This is a genomic window from Pseudomonas floridensis (assembly GCF_002087235.1).
In the GTDB taxonomy this organism is placed as follows: domain Bacteria; phylum Pseudomonadota; class Gammaproteobacteria; order Pseudomonadales; family Pseudomonadaceae; genus Aquipseudomonas; species Aquipseudomonas floridensis.
This window is the reverse complement of sequence record NZ_MUIO01000019.1, coordinates 87,379-106,001: the sequence shown is the minus strand read 5'-3', so window position 1 is coordinate 106,001 and position 18,623 is coordinate 87,379. Positions and strand designations below refer to the sequence as shown.

The 18,623-nt window shown below is 58.0% G+C and carries 13 protein-coding genes; 4 read left to right on the top strand and 9 right to left on the bottom strand.

Annotation, left to right across the window (positions count from 1 at the left end; genetic code table 11):
* The first annotated feature begins 6 nt into the window (after positions 1-6).
* Positions 7-768, top strand: a complete 762-nt coding sequence (gene cobA / locus BZK31_RS06775; protein WP_083182015.1) for a uroporphyrinogen-III C-methyltransferase — start codon at positions 7-9, stop codon at positions 766-768.
* Positions 769-855: 87 nt separating this feature from the next.
* On the opposite strand, the gene BZK31_RS06770 is transcribed toward cobA, so the two are convergent.
* From BZK31_RS06770 to ppsA, 8 genes are all read right to left on the bottom strand, one after another.
* Positions 856-1,890 carry an OmpA family protein gene (locus BZK31_RS06770; protein ID WP_083182014.1) on the bottom strand — a complete coding sequence of 345 codons (1,035 nt, stop codon included), beginning with the start codon at positions 1,888-1,890 and terminating at the stop codon, positions 856-858.
* 107 nt (positions 1,891-1,997) lie between these two features.
* Positions 1,998-2,588, bottom strand: a complete 591-nt coding sequence (gene sigX, locus BZK31_RS06765) for an RNA polymerase sigma factor SigX (RefSeq protein ID WP_083182013.1) — start codon at positions 2,586-2,588, stop codon at positions 1,998-2,000.
* A gap of 82 nt (positions 2,589-2,670) precedes the next feature.
* Entirely contained in the window at positions 2,671-3,495 is an 825-nt protein-coding gene (locus BZK31_RS06760; RefSeq protein WP_004885692.1) for a mechanosensitive ion channel family protein, read from the bottom strand.
* Between the two features lie 2 nt (positions 3,496-3,497).
* Positions 3,498-3,746: a CrfX protein gene (locus tag BZK31_RS06755; protein WP_083182012.1), complete on the bottom strand. Its 249-nt coding sequence runs from the start codon at positions 3,744-3,746 to the stop codon at positions 3,498-3,500.
* An 88-nt stretch (positions 3,747-3,834) separates the two neighbouring features.
* A complete protein-coding gene (locus BZK31_RS06750; protein ID WP_083182011.1) occupies positions 3,835-4,830 on the bottom strand; it encodes a zinc transporter ZntB in 996 nt (331 codons plus the stop codon).
* Positions 4,831-4,841: 11 nt separating this feature from the next.
* Positions 4,842-5,330, bottom strand: a complete 489-nt coding sequence (rraA, locus tag BZK31_RS06745) for a ribonuclease E activity regulator RraA (protein ID WP_083182010.1) — start codon at positions 5,328-5,330, stop codon at positions 4,842-4,844.
* Positions 5,331-5,431: 101 nt separating this feature from the next.
* A complete protein-coding gene (locus tag BZK31_RS06740; protein WP_083182009.1) occupies positions 5,432-6,421 on the bottom strand; it encodes an alpha/beta fold hydrolase in 990 nt (329 codons plus the stop codon).
* Between the two features lie 168 nt (positions 6,422-6,589).
* Positions 6,590-8,965 carry a phosphoenolpyruvate synthase gene (ppsA, locus tag BZK31_RS06735; RefSeq protein WP_083182008.1) on the bottom strand — a complete coding sequence of 792 codons (2,376 nt, stop codon included), beginning with the start codon at positions 8,963-8,965 and terminating at the stop codon, positions 6,590-6,592.
* A 195-nt stretch (positions 8,966-9,160) separates the two neighbouring features.
* Between ppsA and ppsR the strand changes: the two genes are divergently transcribed.
* The 3 genes from ppsR (at position 9,161) to BZK31_RS06720 (ending at position 17,307) form a co-directional block, all read left to right on the top strand.
* Positions 9,161-9,979 carry a posphoenolpyruvate synthetase regulatory kinase/phosphorylase PpsR gene (gene ppsR, locus BZK31_RS06730; RefSeq protein WP_073169337.1) on the top strand — a complete coding sequence of 273 codons (819 nt, stop codon included), beginning with the start codon at positions 9,161-9,163 and terminating at the stop codon, positions 9,977-9,979.
* Positions 9,980-10,155: 176 nt separating this feature from the next.
* Positions 10,156-15,399: a phosphoinositide-specific phospholipase C-related protein gene (locus tag BZK31_RS30030; protein WP_244182642.1), complete on the top strand. Its 5,244-nt coding sequence runs from the start codon at positions 10,156-10,158 to the stop codon at positions 15,397-15,399.
* A 174-nt stretch (positions 15,400-15,573) separates the two neighbouring features.
* Entirely contained in the window at positions 15,574-17,307 is a 1,734-nt protein-coding gene (locus BZK31_RS06720) for a hypothetical protein (RefSeq protein ID WP_083182007.1), read from the top strand.
* Between the two features lie 118 nt (positions 17,308-17,425).
* Here the strand turns inward: BZK31_RS06720 and prpF are convergent, their stop codons facing one another.
* On the bottom strand, positions 17,426-18,616 hold the full coding sequence (gene prpF, locus BZK31_RS06715; RefSeq protein WP_083182006.1) for a 2-methylaconitate cis-trans isomerase PrpF: 1,191 nt from the start codon (positions 18,614-18,616) through the stop codon (positions 17,426-17,428).
* Positions 18,617-18,623 lie beyond the last annotated feature (7 nt).

Here is an 18,623-nt window from a genome sequence, read left to right as displayed (position 1 = left end):
CACAGCATGAGCGCAAAAGTCTGGCTGGTCGGCGCAGGCCCGGGTGATCCCGAACTGTTGACGCTCAAGGCGGTACGTGCCTTGCGCGAAGCGGATGTGGTGTTGATCGACGATCTGGTCAATACCGCCGTGCTCGAACATTGCCCGGCCGCACGGGTGATTGCGGTGGGCAAGCGCGGCGGCTGTCGCTCGACGCCACAAGCCTTCATTCATCGCCTGATGCTGCGTTATGTGCGACAAGGCAAATGCGTGGTGCGACTCAAGGGCGGCGACCCCTGCATCTTCGGTCGTGGCGGTGAGGAAGCCGAGTGGCTGCAAGGCCATGGCGTGAACGTGGAACTGGTCAACGGCATCACCGCAGGTCTTGCTGGCGCGACCCAGTGCGGTATCTCGCTGACACTGCGCGGCGTCAGCCGTGGCGTGACGCTGGTCACCGCACACACACAGGACGACAGCAGCCTTAACTGGCAGGCTCTGGCACAGAGCGGCACGACACTGGTGGTGTACATGGGCGTCGCAAAACTGCCGGAAATCCGCGAAAGCCTGTTGGCCGGTGGAATGAGCGAAAACATGCCGGTGGCGATGATCGAAAACGCTTCGTTACCGTGGCAGCGCGAATGCCGCAGCAGCCTTGCGACCCTGCAACGTGACGCGCAGGCGTTCGGACTGAAAAGCCCCGCTGTGCTGGTCATTGGCGAAGTGGCTGCGTATGGCCAGGTTGCCCTGCCTCATGACCTGCTGGACGGTGTGCGCAGTCAAGCGAGCTGATATCCAGTCCGTCTTATCGCTACGCCCATCAAATCGCAGGCAAAGAAAAGCCCGGCCTGAGCCGGGCTTTTCAGTACAAGCGGCTAATTACTTAGCTTGAGCTTCTACTTCTGCTTCTACGCGACGGTTAACTGCGCGGCCAGACTCAGTTGCGTTGTCAGCAACTGGACGGGATTCGCCGTAACCAACCGAGTTTACGCGGCTAGCGCCAACGCCGTACTGGTTGACCAGGACCTGCTTAACGGCGTTTGCACGACGCTCGGACAGCTTCTGGTTGTAAGCGTCAGGACCGACGGAGTCAGTGTGACCTTCAACAGTGGTGGTGGTCTGTGGGTACTGCTGCATGAAGTCAGCGAGGTTCTTGATGTCGCCGTAGCTGCTAGGCTTGACTACGGATTTGTCGAAATCGAACTTCACGTCCAGCTCAACGCGGACAACTTCAGCAACGGCTGGGCAGCCATCAGCGTCAACAGTTACGTTTGCAGGGGTGTCTGGGCACTTGTCAACGTTGTCGCAAACGCCATCGTTGTCGCTGTCGGAGCACACTTCAGCTACTGGAGCAGGTGCTGCTTCAACTTTCTTGCTGCCGCCACCGAAGTTAACGCCGATACCGACGCTAGGCGCCCACTCGGTGTTGCCTTGGTCGATGTTGTACTGAGCTTCAACGCCTGCACGGGCGTAGAAGTTTTCAGTGAAGTACAGCTTCGCGCCGCCGCCGATGTTGGCGAAGGTGGAGCCGTCACGGCCGTTGCGGGCGTCCTGGCCAATGCTCTGGTCAGAGAAACCGGCAGACAGGTAAGGACGCAGCATGTCGCCCGGGTTGTTGAAGTGGTACAGAGCGTCCAGGGCAGTGTTGGCGCCCTTGATGTTCTTGCCGCTGTCGCTACGAACGTTGTGAACTTCGTCGTAGCCCAGACGCAATTCAACGTCGTCGGTCAGGAAGTAGCCAACGGAGCCGCCGAACAGGTTGCCGTCGTTTTTGAAGTTACGATCGCTATCGTAATATTCTTTCTTGGCGAAGCCTTCGATTTCGACCGCGCCTTGGCCTTGTGCCAGAGCGCCGAAAGAAGTTGCGGCAACAATAGTACCAATGGCCAAGCCCAAGGTGTTTTTCAGTTTCATCCGTTAAATCCCCATCTGGTGATTGTAAAGCAGTCCCACATAACTGGGGACAACTCGTCGGCAAGTCTACCAGACCTTGCCAGTTCGTTAGAGATATTTGCTCGCCGTTAAGTTTCGGCGATACCAGCAAATTTCTCGCGTAGTTTATCAAGCGCCCGCTTGTAGCGCATTTTCGTTGCGCTCAAGCCCATGTGCATAATGTCTGCAATCTCCTGAAATTCAAGCTCTGCGACAAATCGCAGCACCAGAATCTCCCGATCGATCGGGTTCACATGCACAAGCCAGCGATCGAGACCGCCCCGCTCCTCAGGTTTTGGCGTCTTTTCTTCCGACGCTTCCTCGAGCGGATCCAGACTCAAAGCGTCCATCAAGCGACGCTTACGCCGTTCCTTCCTGTATTGAGTGATGCACTCGTTGTAAGTGATGCTGTAGAGCCAGGTCTTGAATTTCGATTTTCCTTCGAAATTCTTCAAGCCATACAACACCTTAAGCATCACCTCCTGACAGACATCGTCAGCGTCGCGATCGTTCCCCAAATAACGTGCACAGACGTTAAAAAGTGTTCGTTGGTAGCGACGCATCAATTCTTCGTACGCCCGGGTCACATTGAACAGCTCACCATGGGCGCGCGCAACCAGCTCCTCATCTGTGAGCTCGCGTGGATCGTAGCGCGTTGAAAGCGGTTGAGGTTTATTCAAAACGAATCTTGCCGACAGTCAGGTCAATGTCCGCCACGGCCTGTTCCGGCAACTTGGCGGCATAGATTAGCAGGTTAGCCGCTTAACGGCTGCTTACTCTCTGATCGAGGAGGATGCGGTTCGAAAAAGACACCAGCTCGCCCTCATCTGTCAGCAGGGTCGTCTTGACCGTACCGATTTCTTCTATCTGGCCCTCGGTGTCGCCTATCTGCACCTGCTGGCCTACCTGATAGAGCTCACGCACATAAATTCCAGCGATGATCTGACCCGCGATTTCGCGACTGCCCAGCCCTAACGCCAGGGCAACGGCCAGACCAACGGTAAGCAATGCGATCACGATAACGTGGTTCAGCAGGTCGGTCTTGACCTCCAACTGGCTGATCGCGACCGAAATGCTGATGATGATGACCAGTCCCTGAGCGATTCGCCCAAGGCCTGCGGAGTAATCGATGCCGACACCTTCGGCAGCGCCGCGCACCAGTCCGTTGACCAGTTGCGCCAGCAGCACACCCACCAGCAGCACCAGCGCCGCGCCGAACACTTTCGGCAGGTACAGGGCCAGCATGTCGAGGGTTGCCGATACGCGTTGCAGGCCCAGAGACTCGGCGGCAGACACCAGAAAGATCAACAGCACGAACCAGTAGACGATCCTGCCGATCAGCGTCGAGATCGGCACCTTGACGCCGGCGCGCCCCATGATCTTGGTCAGGCCGGTGCCGCCCACCAGGCGATCGAGGCCCAGCTTGGCGAGCAATTTGGACAGCAGTGCATCGAGTAGTTTGGCTACCGCAAAACCCAGCACCACAACGACGAGGGCACCAAACAGGTTAGGGATGAAGTTTGCGACTTTGGTCCACAATGCAGTCATTGCAGCAAGAAGACTCTGCGTCCAGAGGTTCAATTCCATGCTCAATCAGCCTTATCGGTAGAACGGGCACCAGGTCTGGTGCGACGGGAAACGGGAGCGACATGGGCGGAACCGTTGTTGAGCGCGATCATCATCGCCTCGGACCAACGGCCCAGCAGCCCGAACAACACACCGGCACCGACCTGGCGGTTGGCGGTTTTCAGGACTCGCCCCAGACATGCGTCGTCATCCCGGCTGGAGGATGACGATTTAAGCATGTCACGTAAAGATTCTTCGAACGGATCGTGCATCAGGCACCTCACGCAATGTCAGTCAAAGACGTGACGCATCCCGGGCAAGTCACACAGGCTTCATGAAAAAACATATAAGTAATAAGCCTTATACCCAACGCAATCGTCTGAACAACCACCATTGCCCCGCCGCCACCGCTACGATCAGCCCGCAGGCGGCAAGAAAACCGTACGGGTTTTCAGCACCCGGAATGCCGCCGACATTGATACCCAGCAACCCGGTCAGAAAGCTCATGGGCAGGAAAATCCCGGTGATGATCCCGAACCGGTACATGGTGCGATTAATGTGTTCGCGCAGACGCCGGTCCTCAGACTCGAGCAATAGCCCGACGCGCTCGCGGGTCAGCTCCAGTTCCTCGAGGTAACGCGTGAGGCTGTTGTTCAACTCGTTCCAGTAATCGGCATCCTCGTCATCGAACCATGACAGTTTGATACGCGAGAGCTGCCCATAGATATCACGCTGCGGGCCGAGAAAGCGTCTCAGCCCTGCGGCTCGGCGACGAATATGCAGCAATTTGCCATGATCGGGGGTGTACCGTTCGTCGGCATCGGTATTTTCTTCTTCCCCGTCGACCGATTCGGTCAATTCGCCGACCAGGTCCTGAACCTTGTCAGTCAGGTATTGGGCCAGATAGAGAATCAGCTCCGAGGCCGTTTTCGGGCCTTTGGACTGACCAAGCAGTTCGATCAACTCTTCGGTCGCCCGCAGCGGGCGCAGCCGCAGCGAAATCACTCGCTGAGCCGCGGCAAAAATCCGCACCGATACCATGTCTTCCGGCTCTGCACCGGGATTGAGGTTGACCCCGCGCAAAAACAGCAGCAGTTCCTGATCGGGTAACGGCAGCAGGCGCGGCCGGGTATTCTCTTCGAGCAGCAGGTCGCAGGCGAACTCGCTCAACCCACTGCCGGTGCGCAGCCATGTGTGAGTCTGCGGGTGACTGCGATCCCAGTGCAGCCACAGGCTTTCCTGCGGCTGCAGCTGGAGGTCCTGAAGTTCGGTTCGAGCAATGAAACGCGCTCCACCCTTGCCGTCCAATACGAGGGCGTGAACCAGCCCCCACTGCGCGTTTGCTTCATCGAACATTGAGACTTCGCTTATTCCGGCATGGTCAGGGGAGAAGGAGAAATGATGACGCCGTTGTTGTCGGCGTAGAGATAGTCCCCCGGTCTGAACGTCACGCCGCCGAAGGTGACCGGCACATTCAGATCGCCGATGCCACGCTTCTCGGTTTTCCGGGGATGGCTGGCCAGTGCCTGCACGCCCAGATCGGTCTGGGCGATCATGTCCACGTCGCGTATGCAACCGTAGATCAACAGACCTTCCCAGCCGTTCTTCGCCGCTTTCTCCGCCAGCAAATCCCCCAGCAACGCGCAACGCAGCGAGCCGCCGCCATCGACCACCAGCACCTTGCCCTTGCCGTCGAGTGCCACTTGATCTCTGACCAGCGAGTTGTCTTCGAAACACTTGAGGGTGACGATCTGTCCACCAAAGGAATCGCGTCCGCCAAAGTTGCTGAACATGGGCTCTACAGCCTGCACCAGGTCCGGATAGGCGTCGCACAGATCGGGGGTGAGGTAGTGCATGAGGTCAACTCCTGTCGTCGAGGCATGGGCTCACGAATAATACGCAGTCAGGCCAGACCGGCCGGACTCCGATTTCACGGGCAGCATAGTGACTTTAAGCGTTAATTGCCCACCGCCACCTTAAACTCTGCCGCCTGTTCAGGAACAGACCGTTCGCGCAGCCAATCGATCACTCGCGGCCAGACCTGCTGCTGGGCGCCTTTGCTGACCAGCATCTGCACGTGCCCGAAGTCTTCATTGAACCCGTGTTCACGCCCCAGACAGAGGAACTGCTTGTGCGGCGAACCGATCTGATCGAACAGCATGCGGCAGGCCCAGACCGGATCCTGATGATCGCCGACGGCAGCCACCGCCAGAACCGGCACCTGAACGTCCTTCAAACCGGCCCACCAGTCGCCGTGACGATCACCGAAACGGCCGAACAGGCCATGCCAGCGCATGCTTTCCAGCAGCACACCCATCGGCTCGTCTTCCGGACCGCGCTTGAAGCGTGGCCCGGACACGTGCTCGAAACGTTTCAGTAACAAGCGACCGGACCACTGCAGTGGCGGGATTTTCAGCGGCCAGTAGGTCCGGCTGACCTGACTGCCAAACAGGGCAACCGATGCCGCGCTCTCGACGCCCAGGTATTCCCCGCCCAGTGCCGCGGCCAGTGTGGTGCCGCCCAGTGAATGCCCGATCCAGTGCGGCAATTGCCCGCTCTGCTCCTGTACGAATGCCGCGATGACGGGCAAGTCGTAGCGCGCATAGTCGGCCACGCAATTGGCGCGATAATTCTGATTACGCGCCGACAATCCGTGCCCGCGCATCTCGGGGATCCACACGTCATAACCGGCGCGCGCCAGCAAGGGTCCCAGGCCGATGCCTTTGGGTGAGTACCAGAACCGGCGATTGGAAAAACTGCCATGCAACAGGATGACCGGCACGCCGCGCCCCGACGGCTGATCGACCAGCCCCAGCCGGGTCACGGCCAGCTCGACGCTCGGATCAGGGCTGTTGGCAGGCTTGAGGCGGTAAACGTCCTCGACCAGATCACCACGACGCTCGGCACTGATCAAGGCAACGGGAAATAAATGGCTGCTGCTTTGCATATTGCTCTTTTCGGAAATTCAAAGGCATCGGCTCGCCTCTGACAGACTGAATGAAACTGCGCTTACGGGAGCCCTGAAGGCGTCGCATAAAAAAGGCGGTTTCCGAGAAAACCGCCTTTCGTTGAAAAACCCGAACCAGAGGACGGCTCAGGTGATTACCGCGTCACATCACACTGGAGACTGCGCTTCGGCAAGGAAGAACCAGGTTTCCAGAACCGAATCGGGGTTGAGCGACACACTCTCGATACCCTGATCCATCAGCCAGCGCGCCAGATCCGGGTGATCGGACGGGCCCTGACCGCAGATGCCGATGTACTTGCCAGCCTTGTTGCACGCCTGAATGGCATTGGACAGCAGCTTCTTGACCGCCGGATTGCGCTCGTCGAACAGGTGCGCGATGACGCCGGAATCACGATCCAGCCCCAGTGTCAGCTGAGTCAGGTCGTTGGAGCCGATGGAGAACCCGTCGAAATACTCGAGGAACTCTTCGGCCAGGATCGCGTTGGACGGCAGTTCACACATCATGATGATGCGCAGACCGTTCTCGCCGCGCTTCAGACCATTGGCCGCCAGCAGGTCGATGACCTGGTTCGCTTCACCCAGAGTGCGCACGAACGGCACCATGATTTCGACGTTGGTCAGGCCCATGTCTTCACGCACACGCTTGAGGGCGCGGCATTCCAGCTCGAAGCAGTCGCGGAAGTTCTCGCTGATATAGCGCGACGCACCGCGGAAGCCCAGCATCGGGTTCTCTTCTTCCGGTTCGTAGAGCTTGCCGCCGATCAGGTTGGCGTACTCGTTGGACTTGAAGTCCGACAAACGCACGATGACCTTCTTCGGCGTAAATGCGGCGGCCAGGGTGCTGATGCCCTCGACCAGCTTCTCGACGTAGAAACCGACCGGGTCGTCGTAGCCTGCAATACGCTTGTCGACGCTGTCCTTGATTTCCGGTGGCAGCAGCGAGTAATTGAGCAGTGCCTTGGGGTGTACGCCGATCATGCGGTTGATGATGAATTCCAGACGCGCAAGCCCCACACCGGCGTTGGGCAACTGGGCGAAATCGAATGCACGGTCGGGGTTGCCGACGTTCATCATGATCTTGAACGGCAGCTCAGGCATGGCATCGACCGAGTTGGTCTTGATGTCGAAGCCCAGTTCGCCTTCGAAGATGTAACCGGTGTCGCCTTCGGCGCAGGACACTGTCACGCCCTGCCCGTCCTGCAGCAACTGGGTGGCGTTGCCGCAACCGACCACGGCGGGAATGCCCAGCTCGCGAGCGATGATTGCCGCGTGGCAGGTACGGCCGCCACGGTTGGTGACGATGGCACTTGCGCGCTTCATCACCGGTTCCCAGTCCGGGTCGGTCATGTCGGAGACCAGCACATCACCCGCCTGGACCTTGTCCATCTCGGAAACGTCCTTGATGATCCGCACCTTGCCCGCGCCGATGCGCTGCCCAATGGCACGGCCTTCGACCAGCACCTTGCCGGTTTCCTTGAGCAGGTAGCGTTCCATGACATTGGCCGATGCGCGGCTCTTCACGGTTTCAGGACGCGCCTGAACGATGTAAAGCTTGCCGTCGTCCCCGTCCTTGGCCCATTCGATGTCCATCGGGCACTTGTAGTGCTTTTCGATGATCATCGCCTGTTTGGCCAGCTCGGACACTTCGGCGTCGGTCAGGCAGAAACGCGCACGGTCGGCGGGCTCGACATCGATCACCTTGACCGAGCGACCGGCCTTGGCCTCGTCGCCGTAGATCATCTTGATGGCCTTGCTGCCCAGGTTGCGACGCAAAATCGCGGGGCGGCCAGCGGCCAGGGTGTCTTTGTGCACGTAGAATTCATCAGGGTTGACCGCACCCTGCACCACCGTTTCACCCAGACCATAGGCACCGGTGATGAACACCACGTCACGGAAACCGGATTCGGTATCCAGGGTGAACATCACACCCGCCGTACCGGTTTCGGAACGCACCATGCGCTGCACGCCAGCGGAAAGTGCCACCAGCTTGTGGTCGAAGCCCTGGTGTACGCGGTAGGAAATAGCGCGGTCATTGAACAGCGAGGCGAACACTTCCTTGGCGGCGCGAATCACGTTCTCGACGCCACGGATGTTCAGGAACGTCTCCTGCTGGCCTGCAAAGGAGGCGTCAGGCAAGTCTTCGGCGGTGGCGGAGGAACGCACGGCAACCGCAAGATTCGGGTTGCCCGCCGACAGGGTGGCGAACGCGGTGCGAATCTCGGCGTTGAGCTGCTCGGGGAATTCGGCTTCCATGATCCACTGACGAATCTGCGCGCCGGTACGGGCCAGAGCGTTGACGTCGTCGACATCAAGAGCATCCAGAGCTGCGTGGATCTGATCGTTCAGACCGCTGAGCTCGAGGAAATCACGGTAGGCCTGGGCCGTAGTCGCGAAACCGCCGGGCACGGAAACACCAGCGCCTGCGAGGTTGCTGATCATTTCGCCGAGGGATGCGTTCTTGCCTCCCACGTGCTCCACATCATGGACGCCGAGCTTATCGAGGGAAACTACGTACTCTACCAAGGTGATCTCTCCACTAACTGTGTTTGTTGTATGGGAAAAGCTCATTCGCCGCAGCCCCCATGCACTGGGATCGCAAGCGTTTCTGGTCGGGCGCAAGCCTGAACCTTCAAAATAGGCGAGAATGCAGACCTCCAGGGCCGGCAAGCGCGCCTATGATATCCAAGAATCGTCAACTGCTTAAGGCCAGAGGCGCACATGAAACGATCCGCTTTCTTCATCTCCGACGGCACCGGCATCACGGCCGAAACCCTGGGGCAGAGCTTGCTAGCGCAGTTTGAAAACATTACGTTCAACAAGTTCACCAGGCCCTATATCGACAGTGTCGAGAAAGCGCGGGCGATGGTACAACAAATCAACAATGCCGCCGACAAGGACGATGTCAGGCCGATCATCTTCGATACCATCGTCAATCAGGACATTCGCGAGATCCTGGCGACGTCCAACGGCTTCATGATCGATATCTTCTCGACCTTCCTGGCACCGCTGGAACAGGAGCTTAGTTCACACTCTTCGTATTCGGTGGGCAAATCGCATTCCATCGGTCATAACTCCAACTACATGGAGCGCATCGAAGCGGTCAATTTCGCACTGGACAACGACGACGGCGCGCGCACGCATTATTACGACAAAGCCGACATCATTCTGGTCGGCGTCTCGCGCTGCGGAAAAACCCCGACCTGCCTGTACATGGCCATGCAGTTCGGTATTCGTGCGGCCAACTATCCGTTGACCGAGGACGACATGGAACGCCTGCAACTGCCGGCAGCGCTCAAGCAGCATCGCGAAAAGCTGTTCGGCCTGACCATCGATCCCGACCGTTTGACCGCCATTCGTCACGAGCGCAAACCCAACAGCCGCTACTCGAGCTTTGCTCAATGCGAATTCGAAGTGCGCGAGGTGGAAAACCTGTTTCGTCGGGAAAACATCCCGAACATCAACTCCACGCATTTTTCGGTGGAAGAGATCTCGGCCAAGGTGCTGGTGGAAAAAGGCGTCGAACGACGCTTCAAGTGATCGGGCCTGCCACCCACACCTATCATTTCTGACAATGTTCATGGGCCCGGCATACGCCTAGGGTGAGGTTGACCGTCGCCGTCCCGACTGCGACGCCCGTCAACCGGAAGGCAGGATGCCTCAGGCCATTGCTCATGAAGACATCAGATGGGCAGACTCGCCATGTAGCGCGGTGCATGAAACGACTCACGATTAAAGCCTGGGTCGTATCCTTGCTACTGGGCACCTCGGTGCAGGCTCAAGAACTTCAAATCCCGTGCGTGCCCACACCGCTACCCTCTTCGACGACGTCGGCCCACGCTGGAACTTACGAAGACCCGAAGACTTGGGAGGAACCCAGCGATGCCGTAGGTACCGTGTATGCCGAATGGGATTCGACAGTCGGTAGGCGACAGCTTTACAGCGCTCGATTCACAGGATACCCAAGCCAGCAACCAAAGGGCTTTCCGGCCCTCCCTGATTATTATTACGACCTGAACGATCAATACACGCTTCCGGCCATAGCTAACGAGTCATGGGTTTACAGAGGTACGCACGCAGGCACCTACGCCGATCCAAAGAAAGCGTGCGAAGCCACTTACTGCGGCGCAATCAGTGGGGCTACGCTGGCCGGAGGGCACCAGGCTTTTTTCAAAACCGGTGTAGATCTGGATGGTGCGACCTGCAAGGACACAATACCCACCACTGAAACCTCCACTGAGTCCTGGACTTACGTGGGTACCAGCAGAAACTCAGGTACTTACACGGATCCGAAAATCGACAGAGCTGTTGGCGACTACACCTGGCCTGGCGCCGTTCATCTTTTTACGACCATGACTGACGCCAAACCTAGATTTTATGCCGCTCGCCATGAAGGCATTGTCAGCGAAAACTGGTCAGCACCTGCCTCTGGCGACGCGAGCAATGACCACTGGCAGTACCTCTCCCGGTATGAAGCCGGAAGTTACGCCAATCCAAAAACCGATCAGTGGTCTCCCAACGCCACCTGGATCGGCGCCATCTACCGCTTCGATATCGGCGGTCAGCCCTCCTTCTTCGCGTCGAGGTTCGAAGGCGTCAAAACGCACGATGAATGGAGGCCGCCGACACGAGCCGAAAGCGATGAAAACTGGACTTACATAGAGCCCATCGTTGACGGTACTTACGAACATCCAAAGGGCTGGAATGATCTTACATGGCAGGGCCAGATCCATGTATTCGAGGTCAATAGCCAACAATTGTATTTCCGTTCGCTGGTATCGAAAGGCGCGCCATCTCAGCAATACGCGTCCGTGGGCGAACTGATCGCAGACACGGATAACTGGCAGAAAACAGGCGAACGCAAGCACAGTGGTACGTACCAGAATCCCAACGATGGCGACGAGATAACGTGGCCTGGCGCCATTCATGTCACGGCCGATACCACTGGACGCCAGTCCTATTACCGGTCATCGCTTGAGGGCGTGAATATCAACTTTCCACCCCCGACCGATCGCACCAGCAATGAGCACTGGACGTACATAGCGCCCCGCGGCGCAGCGGGGACGTACCTCGACCCACGGGAGCGCGATGATCCAAGCTGGACCGGCGCCATACATTTCACGACTTATAACCATGGTCGGGGCCGGATGTATTACCAGTCACTGACCGATGGCCTTGCGCCAACGGGCGGACGACCCTGGCCGAGTCCGGGAGACAAAAACGACTACTGGCAATACATCGGCAAGGACGTTCACGATGGCACTCTTTTAGATCCAAAGCCCCCCGGCGAATTCACCTGGCCAGATGCGATCCATGCGGTGCCCGGCGAAGGTCATGTCAGATTTTTTCGCTCGAATTTTCTGGGCATCACGCCGCCTGAAACCGGCTGGGAATTCCCCCGCAACGGTGCGAGCAACGCTCAATGGACACTGCTTAATACCTCTCGTCATACAGGCAACCTGGCGGATCCCAAACCTTGGGACGATCTGACCTGGCCCGGCGCAATCCATGACTACCGGTACGCAGGCAAGCACTGGTACTTCAAATCCAGACGCGACGGGATTCCTTCGCAAAACAACTGGTATTACCCGACCTCCCCCACCAACAACGAACACTGGACCTATTACACCGTCGAGCAATTTGCAGGCACTTACGATTCGCCCAAAGATTCCAATGATCCGAACGTTGTTGGCGCCATTCACGCCACTGCGGGAGTCAATGGGACAAAGGACTTTTACCGTTCGCTGATCGCGGAGCGCCCTCATGATCTGCTGATCCCTTATCCGCAGTCTGGCGAAGACAGCGAATACTTCGTTTATCTTGGCTCATCCAGGCATGCCGGCACCTACGAGGCCCCGAAAGACTGGGATGAATTCACCTGGCCGGGGCGTATTCATCGATACGATTACGCAGACAAGGTTTTATTCTTCTCACCTCTGAGCGCCGGAACACCATCAGAAAGGTTCTGGCACTACCCCACAGAGGCGGTATCCAACGCACACTGGTACCTCGTTGCAGCAAGCGCTCATGCCGGTACCTTCAAAGACCCAAAGGACTGGACAGATGTAACCTGGCGCGGCGCGATTCACGCCAATAGCGCCAATAGCGCCAATAGCGCCAATGGCACGTTGCTTTATTACGCGGCCAAGAAAAATGGCATCCCCTCACAAAACGACTGGGCTTATCCCGACGGCCCGGACGATAACGAGCACTGGACATTCCTGGCGGCGGGCAAACATTCCGGCAGCTACCTGGACCCCAAAGAGTGGGATGAACCGACCTGGCCGGGTGCCATTCATGCGCGGCAAACCGGAGTTTCGCGTGATTATTTTTCCTCCCGAAACGATGGCATCCCTTCGCGAGAGGGATGGGATTATCCGGTTTCATCTGTCAGTAACGAAGACTGGATCTATGAGGGCACCCGCAATCATGAAGGCACTTATTTCGACCCGGCCAAGTGGGATGAGCCTACCTGGCAAGGCGCCATTCATGATTACAGTTATGCAGGCAAACACCTGTACTTCGAGTCACGGATAGAGGGAGTACCCTCGAAAACGAACGCTTATTACCCGACCGGCGAGGCCAGTAACGATCAGTGGACCTACCTGGGCAATGACCGTCATTCCGGCCAGGCCGGGGATGCCAAGCAATGGGATGAATTGACCTGGCCCGGCGCCTTGCACTATGACGTAATCAACGGCGTGCGCGTGCTGTTTCGTTCTCTCGTATTGGGCATTCCTTCTGCCAATAACTGGTATTACCCGACCACGCTGAGCGATAACGCACACTGGCAATACGCAGGGAAACACGCGGGCACCAGGAACGATCCAAAAGGAGAAAAAGAACCCACATGGCCCGGCGCTTATCACGTTGCGCAGCGAAGCGGTGTCAGCGTTTATTACATGTCACGCGTCAATGCCGGGATGAACGATGTGCAGCCTCTCCCGGCTACGGCTGAAGACAATGAGCATTGGTTGTACGTGGGCAAATATTCCGGCACCTTCGAACATCCGAAAGCCTGGGAAGGCATGACATGGGCGGGAGCGATTCACCGGGAAGACTCAGAAGACGGCGGCCACTACTATGAGGCTCGCCAGGACGGCACCCTGTCTGGAGCTGACTGGCACTACCCTGCCTCCGGGGTCAGCAACGGCTACTGGACGTACAAAGGGAAACACGCCGGGACCATGAGGGAACCCAAAGACTGGGATGAACCGACCTGGCCCGGCGCAATCCATTTGTACCGCCAGCCAGCTGGAAACCTGTATTTCACTTCGAAAGTTTCAGGCGTTCCCAGCGAATTGAACCGGTATTACCCGGTCACGGCCACCAGCAATGCCTGGTGGGATTATCGCCCTACGCCACCGGAAACCGCCCCGGGCATCAATGACTTCTCCAGACCGTTCAATGAGTACACCTGGGTCACAGACCACAACGCGTACCTGAATGACATGAATCAGTTACTGGCACGCGGTACGCGCGGGTTCATGCTCGATCTTTATCCTGAAGACGAGACGGCAACCACCGTCAAACTCTATATGTGTCATAAAAAGACCCCTGACGGTGCATGCGTCCAGGCATCCGAGGCGCCTCACAACTTCGATGAAGCCTTGAACGACGTCTTTCTTCCCTACCTGCAAGCCAACCGGACTGCGGTCGTGACCCTGCATCTGGAATCCTACGCTTCTGCCGAGCAAATGCAGAAGTCGCTCAATCTGGTAAAACCCGAACTCGCGGCGATGGTGTTTGACCCCGAGGCATTCAACGGTAGCGACTGGCCTGTACTGCAGGAAATGATCAATAAAAACAAAAGACTGATCATCATCTCTGACCGCTACTCTCATGGAAACTTCACCGTCGGCGACCAACGAGTCAATATCCTGAAAAGCACCGATATCGAAGTTGAAAACACCTACGACCTGGGCCTCACGGTCCTGGATCATGACTGGAGTTGTGCATCGAGAAACAACGTGCCACTCGACTCGCCACTCATCAACGCCCCGCTTGCGTGGCCTCCGTTATTCGTGATGAACCAGATTCATGGCTGGGGTTCCACGCTCGCCCATGCCGCCGATGTCGATAACAACCTGACTTATCTGCAACGGCGAGTCGAGAATGAGTGCTATCCCGCCAGCCAGAAAAAACCGAATTACATCGCGATAGACTTTAGTGCGGGCGGTGACGCCTATCGCTACGCAGCCACGCTCAGTCAGGGAGGTTTCTACTTCTATGAGAGGCAGAACGCCGACCGTGATGGGGATACCGTCTGTACGTTCCCCGCAGGTCGTGAATACGACTTCAAGCACGGCGCGTTCGGCTGCGAAAACGATGAGATGCAATCCATGGAGTTGACCGGCGTCGGGGCAGGCACGCGGATATCGCTGTTCGATTCGCCTGATGCCAACAAATCGGATGACTTCACTTACATCGACGTCAAGCGAACGATCCCGCTCGGCGAGGTCCTCAAACTGGCGAACTTCAACAGCAACTACAGCAATGAAAACGTCGCGGTCAACACGTTTTACAACAACGGCCTTGGCGGCAAGATATCCCGCGTGAAGGTGGGCAAGACGCCCGTTGCCACCGACTTTTCAGAGGCAGAGATCGTGTTTCACGAGGGTAGTAAGGCGACCGAGAATATCGTCTGTACGGTACCGTTCGCCAAGCATGACCAGTTCAAAATGGGCGCTGGCAATAACCCTTATGGCTGCGACAACGACGAGATCCGATCCGCGACCATCGTCAGAGCCAAAAAAGGCTCTTATTTCAGCCTTGTCGGCAATCCGAACGGCACCTTCAACCAAGGCAAAGCCGCAGTGACCATCAAGCAAGACATCGTGTCTCCAAAGGTCATAGACACGTTCGACAAAAACTTCGAAGACAGCGTTATTCACGTTGAAATTCTAGGCGGCGGTGTGGATGGCAAAAGTTCATATGGCTATTTCGAACCCGTGCAATGAATGCTGAAGAGAATCCTGTCGATGACACCTCGGTACTATTTGAACGCTGCGGCGTTATCACCCGCAAGACGCTACCGATCATCGGGGTAAAGATGACGCCTGGAACAGGAGGCAGGATGCCTCTCATTCGACGCTTGAGCGCCCCAAGTGCCGGACCGAAAAAGGAGTGCACACATGAGAATTTCCATTGCCAATATCAATCTGTCACTGGTCATCAACGTAGCCCATGATCCCGCCACGGCGAAAACCGATGACATCACGCTGCCCGACAGGTCCTCGAAAACGACACATACGGGCACCTATGTGGACCCCAAGACGCCGGAAGAGTACAGCGATGCGCCTGAAACGGTGTACGCAACGCTTGATGGGACGGGAACCAGAAGATTCTTCACATCCCGTTTCACTGGATATCCGGCCGACCACACGCCCTTCCCCGTAATTCCCGAACGGGCTGATGAGTTCTCGCCCGCCAGCCCCGCACAAGGATTTGCCAATGAAGACTGGATATACCGAGGCGTCCATGCGGGTACTTACGGTGACCCCAAACAAGGCTGCGAAGTGACTTACCTCAATGCGATCAATCTGGTTGAACTGACTGACGGATCAAAAGCGTTCTTTCGCACCGACTTTGAGATGAATGGCATGACCTGCTGGTTCCCGCTGCCGACCACCGCAGCCTCCGTGGAGGGCTGGGGTTACATCGCCAGCAGCAGGGCGGCAGGCACCTACACCGATCCAAAACGTGGCGCGGAAACCGGCGACTTCACCTGGCCTGGCGCCGTTCATCTGTTCGGTTTCATGCCAGACGGCAAGCACCGTTTTTATGCCGCATGTCGCCAAGGCCTGGTGGGCTTGAACTGGGTATTACCTGGCTCTAATGACGTCAGCAATGAGTACTGGGAATACCTTTCCAGATACGAAGCCGGCAGTTACGCGAACCCCAAAAGCGCACAGTGGAGCCCTAACGCAACGTGGCGCGGTGCGATATACCGGATTGAAATCAGCGGTCAGCCTTACTTCTTTTCGTCGCAAGTCGAAGGGGTCGTGCCGCAAAGTGACTGGAAAGTACCCTCGCAGCCAAAGGATGAGGCTGGCTGGAAATACCTGGGATCGGCCGTGGAGGGCACTTATGAACACCCAAAGGGCTGGGACGATCTGTCATGGGCCGGACAGATCCATGTGTTCGACGTTGATGGCAAACAACAGTATTACTTTTCACTGGAGGGCGAAGGTGCACCCTCGCAGCGATATGAATCGGTGGAGCAACTGATCGCCGATTCCGACATCTGGCATTGCCTCGGCGAGCGCAGGCATCTCGGAACCTTCGGCGACCCCAAGGATCCTGACGAGCCGACCTGGCCAGGGGCGATTCATGTCAGCACCGATGAGCTGGGGCGCCAGGCCTATTACGCGTCCAGGCTGGAAGGCGATCCAGCCGGGTTTCCGATGCCTGCCCTGAACGCAAGCGATGAACACTGGACCTACATCGAGGCACGCGGACCAGCGGGCACGTTTCTCGACCCTCGGGAGCGTGATGCCCCAAGCTGGGAAGGAGCCATACATGTGGGCACCTACGACCACGGGAGGTTGCATATCTACTACCGGTCCAGGGTCGAAGGCACAGCACCGGAGGGCGGGCGAACCTTTCCGCAGGACGGCGAGCAAAATCAATATTGGCAATGGGTAGGCAAGGACCTGCACGACGGAGACCTCGGGGACCCGAAAACCATTGCGGAATTCACCTGGCCCGGAGCGATCCATGCAGTGCCGCAGGACGGATCCGTCAGGCTCTACCGCTCGAACTTTCTGGGCACCCAGCCGCCCGTAGCCGGCTGGCACTTCCCGACTGAGGGCGGCAGCACTGAAGACTGGACGCTGATCCCCGATGCACCGGAAAAAAACCTTTGATGTCCGGCTTGCGCAACGGCCGTGTCATTCACGGCCGGTGACGCCCATCATCGATCACGCTTTGACGCCACGTTGACGGCCGTATCGCCCGGGCGATCGACGGTGAACCCTCTCCAGATCAGAAAGCCCCATCCGGTACGCGCACCCAGCCTTCCATCAGCACCCGGGCGCTGCGGCTCATGATGACCTTGCCGACCGTCCACTCACCCTCGACATTTGCCGCTTCGGCCCCCACTCGCAGGGTGCCCGACGGGTGACCGAAGCGCACCACGCTGCGCTCGACGCCGCCTGCGGCGAGGCTGACCAGCGTGCCGGGGATCGCCGCCGCAGTGCCGATTGCCACTGCGGCCGTGCCCATCATGGCGTGGTGCAGTTTGCCCATGGAAACGGCACGCACCAGCAGATCGATGTCCTCTCGGGCAACCGGTTTGCCACTGGACGACACATAGTCCGCCGGAGCAGCGACAAACGCGACCTTTGGCGTGTGCTGCCGCCGGGCGGCGTCGGTGACCTGACCGATCAGCCCCATGCGCACCGCGCCATAAGCCCGTATGGTTTCCAGCCTCGCCAAGGCGTCCGGACTGCCATTGATATCGCCCTGCAATTCGGTGCCGGTGTAACCGATGTCGGCGGCATTGATGAAGATGGTCGGGATGCCCGCGTTGATCATCGTCGCCTTCAGTGTGCCGATGCCCGGCACCTCCAGGTCATCGACCAGGTTGCCCGTAGGGAACATCGAACCGCCCGCGCCCTCTTCATCTGCCGCCGGGTCAAGAAATTCCAGTTGCACCTCGGCGGCGGGAAAGGTCACGCCGTCCAGTTCGAAGTCACCTGTTTCCTGCACCTCGCCGTTGCTGACAGGCACATGGGCGATGATGGTCTTGCCGATGTTGGCCTGCCAGATTCGCACCAAGGCTGTGCCGTCACGCGGGAGGCGGCTGGCATCGACCAGACCGCTGAGGATCGCGAACGCCCCGACTGCTGCCGACAGGTTGCCGCAGTTGCCGCTCCAGTCCACGAACGGCTTGTCGATGGACACCTGACCGAACAGGTAATCCACGTCGTGATCGGCCTTGCTGGAGCGGGACAGAATCACCGCCTTGCTCGTGCTGGACGTCGCCCCGCCCATGCCGTCGATCTGTTTTTCATAGGGATCGGGACTGCCGATCACGCGCAGCAGCAGCGCGTCTCTGGCCGGTCCCGGCGTCTGCGCAGCTTCGGGCAGATCATTCAGGCTGAAAAACACACCCTTGCTGGTGCCGCCCCGCATGTAAGTGGCGGGGATTCTGAGTTGCGGTAAATGAGCCATGTCCGTT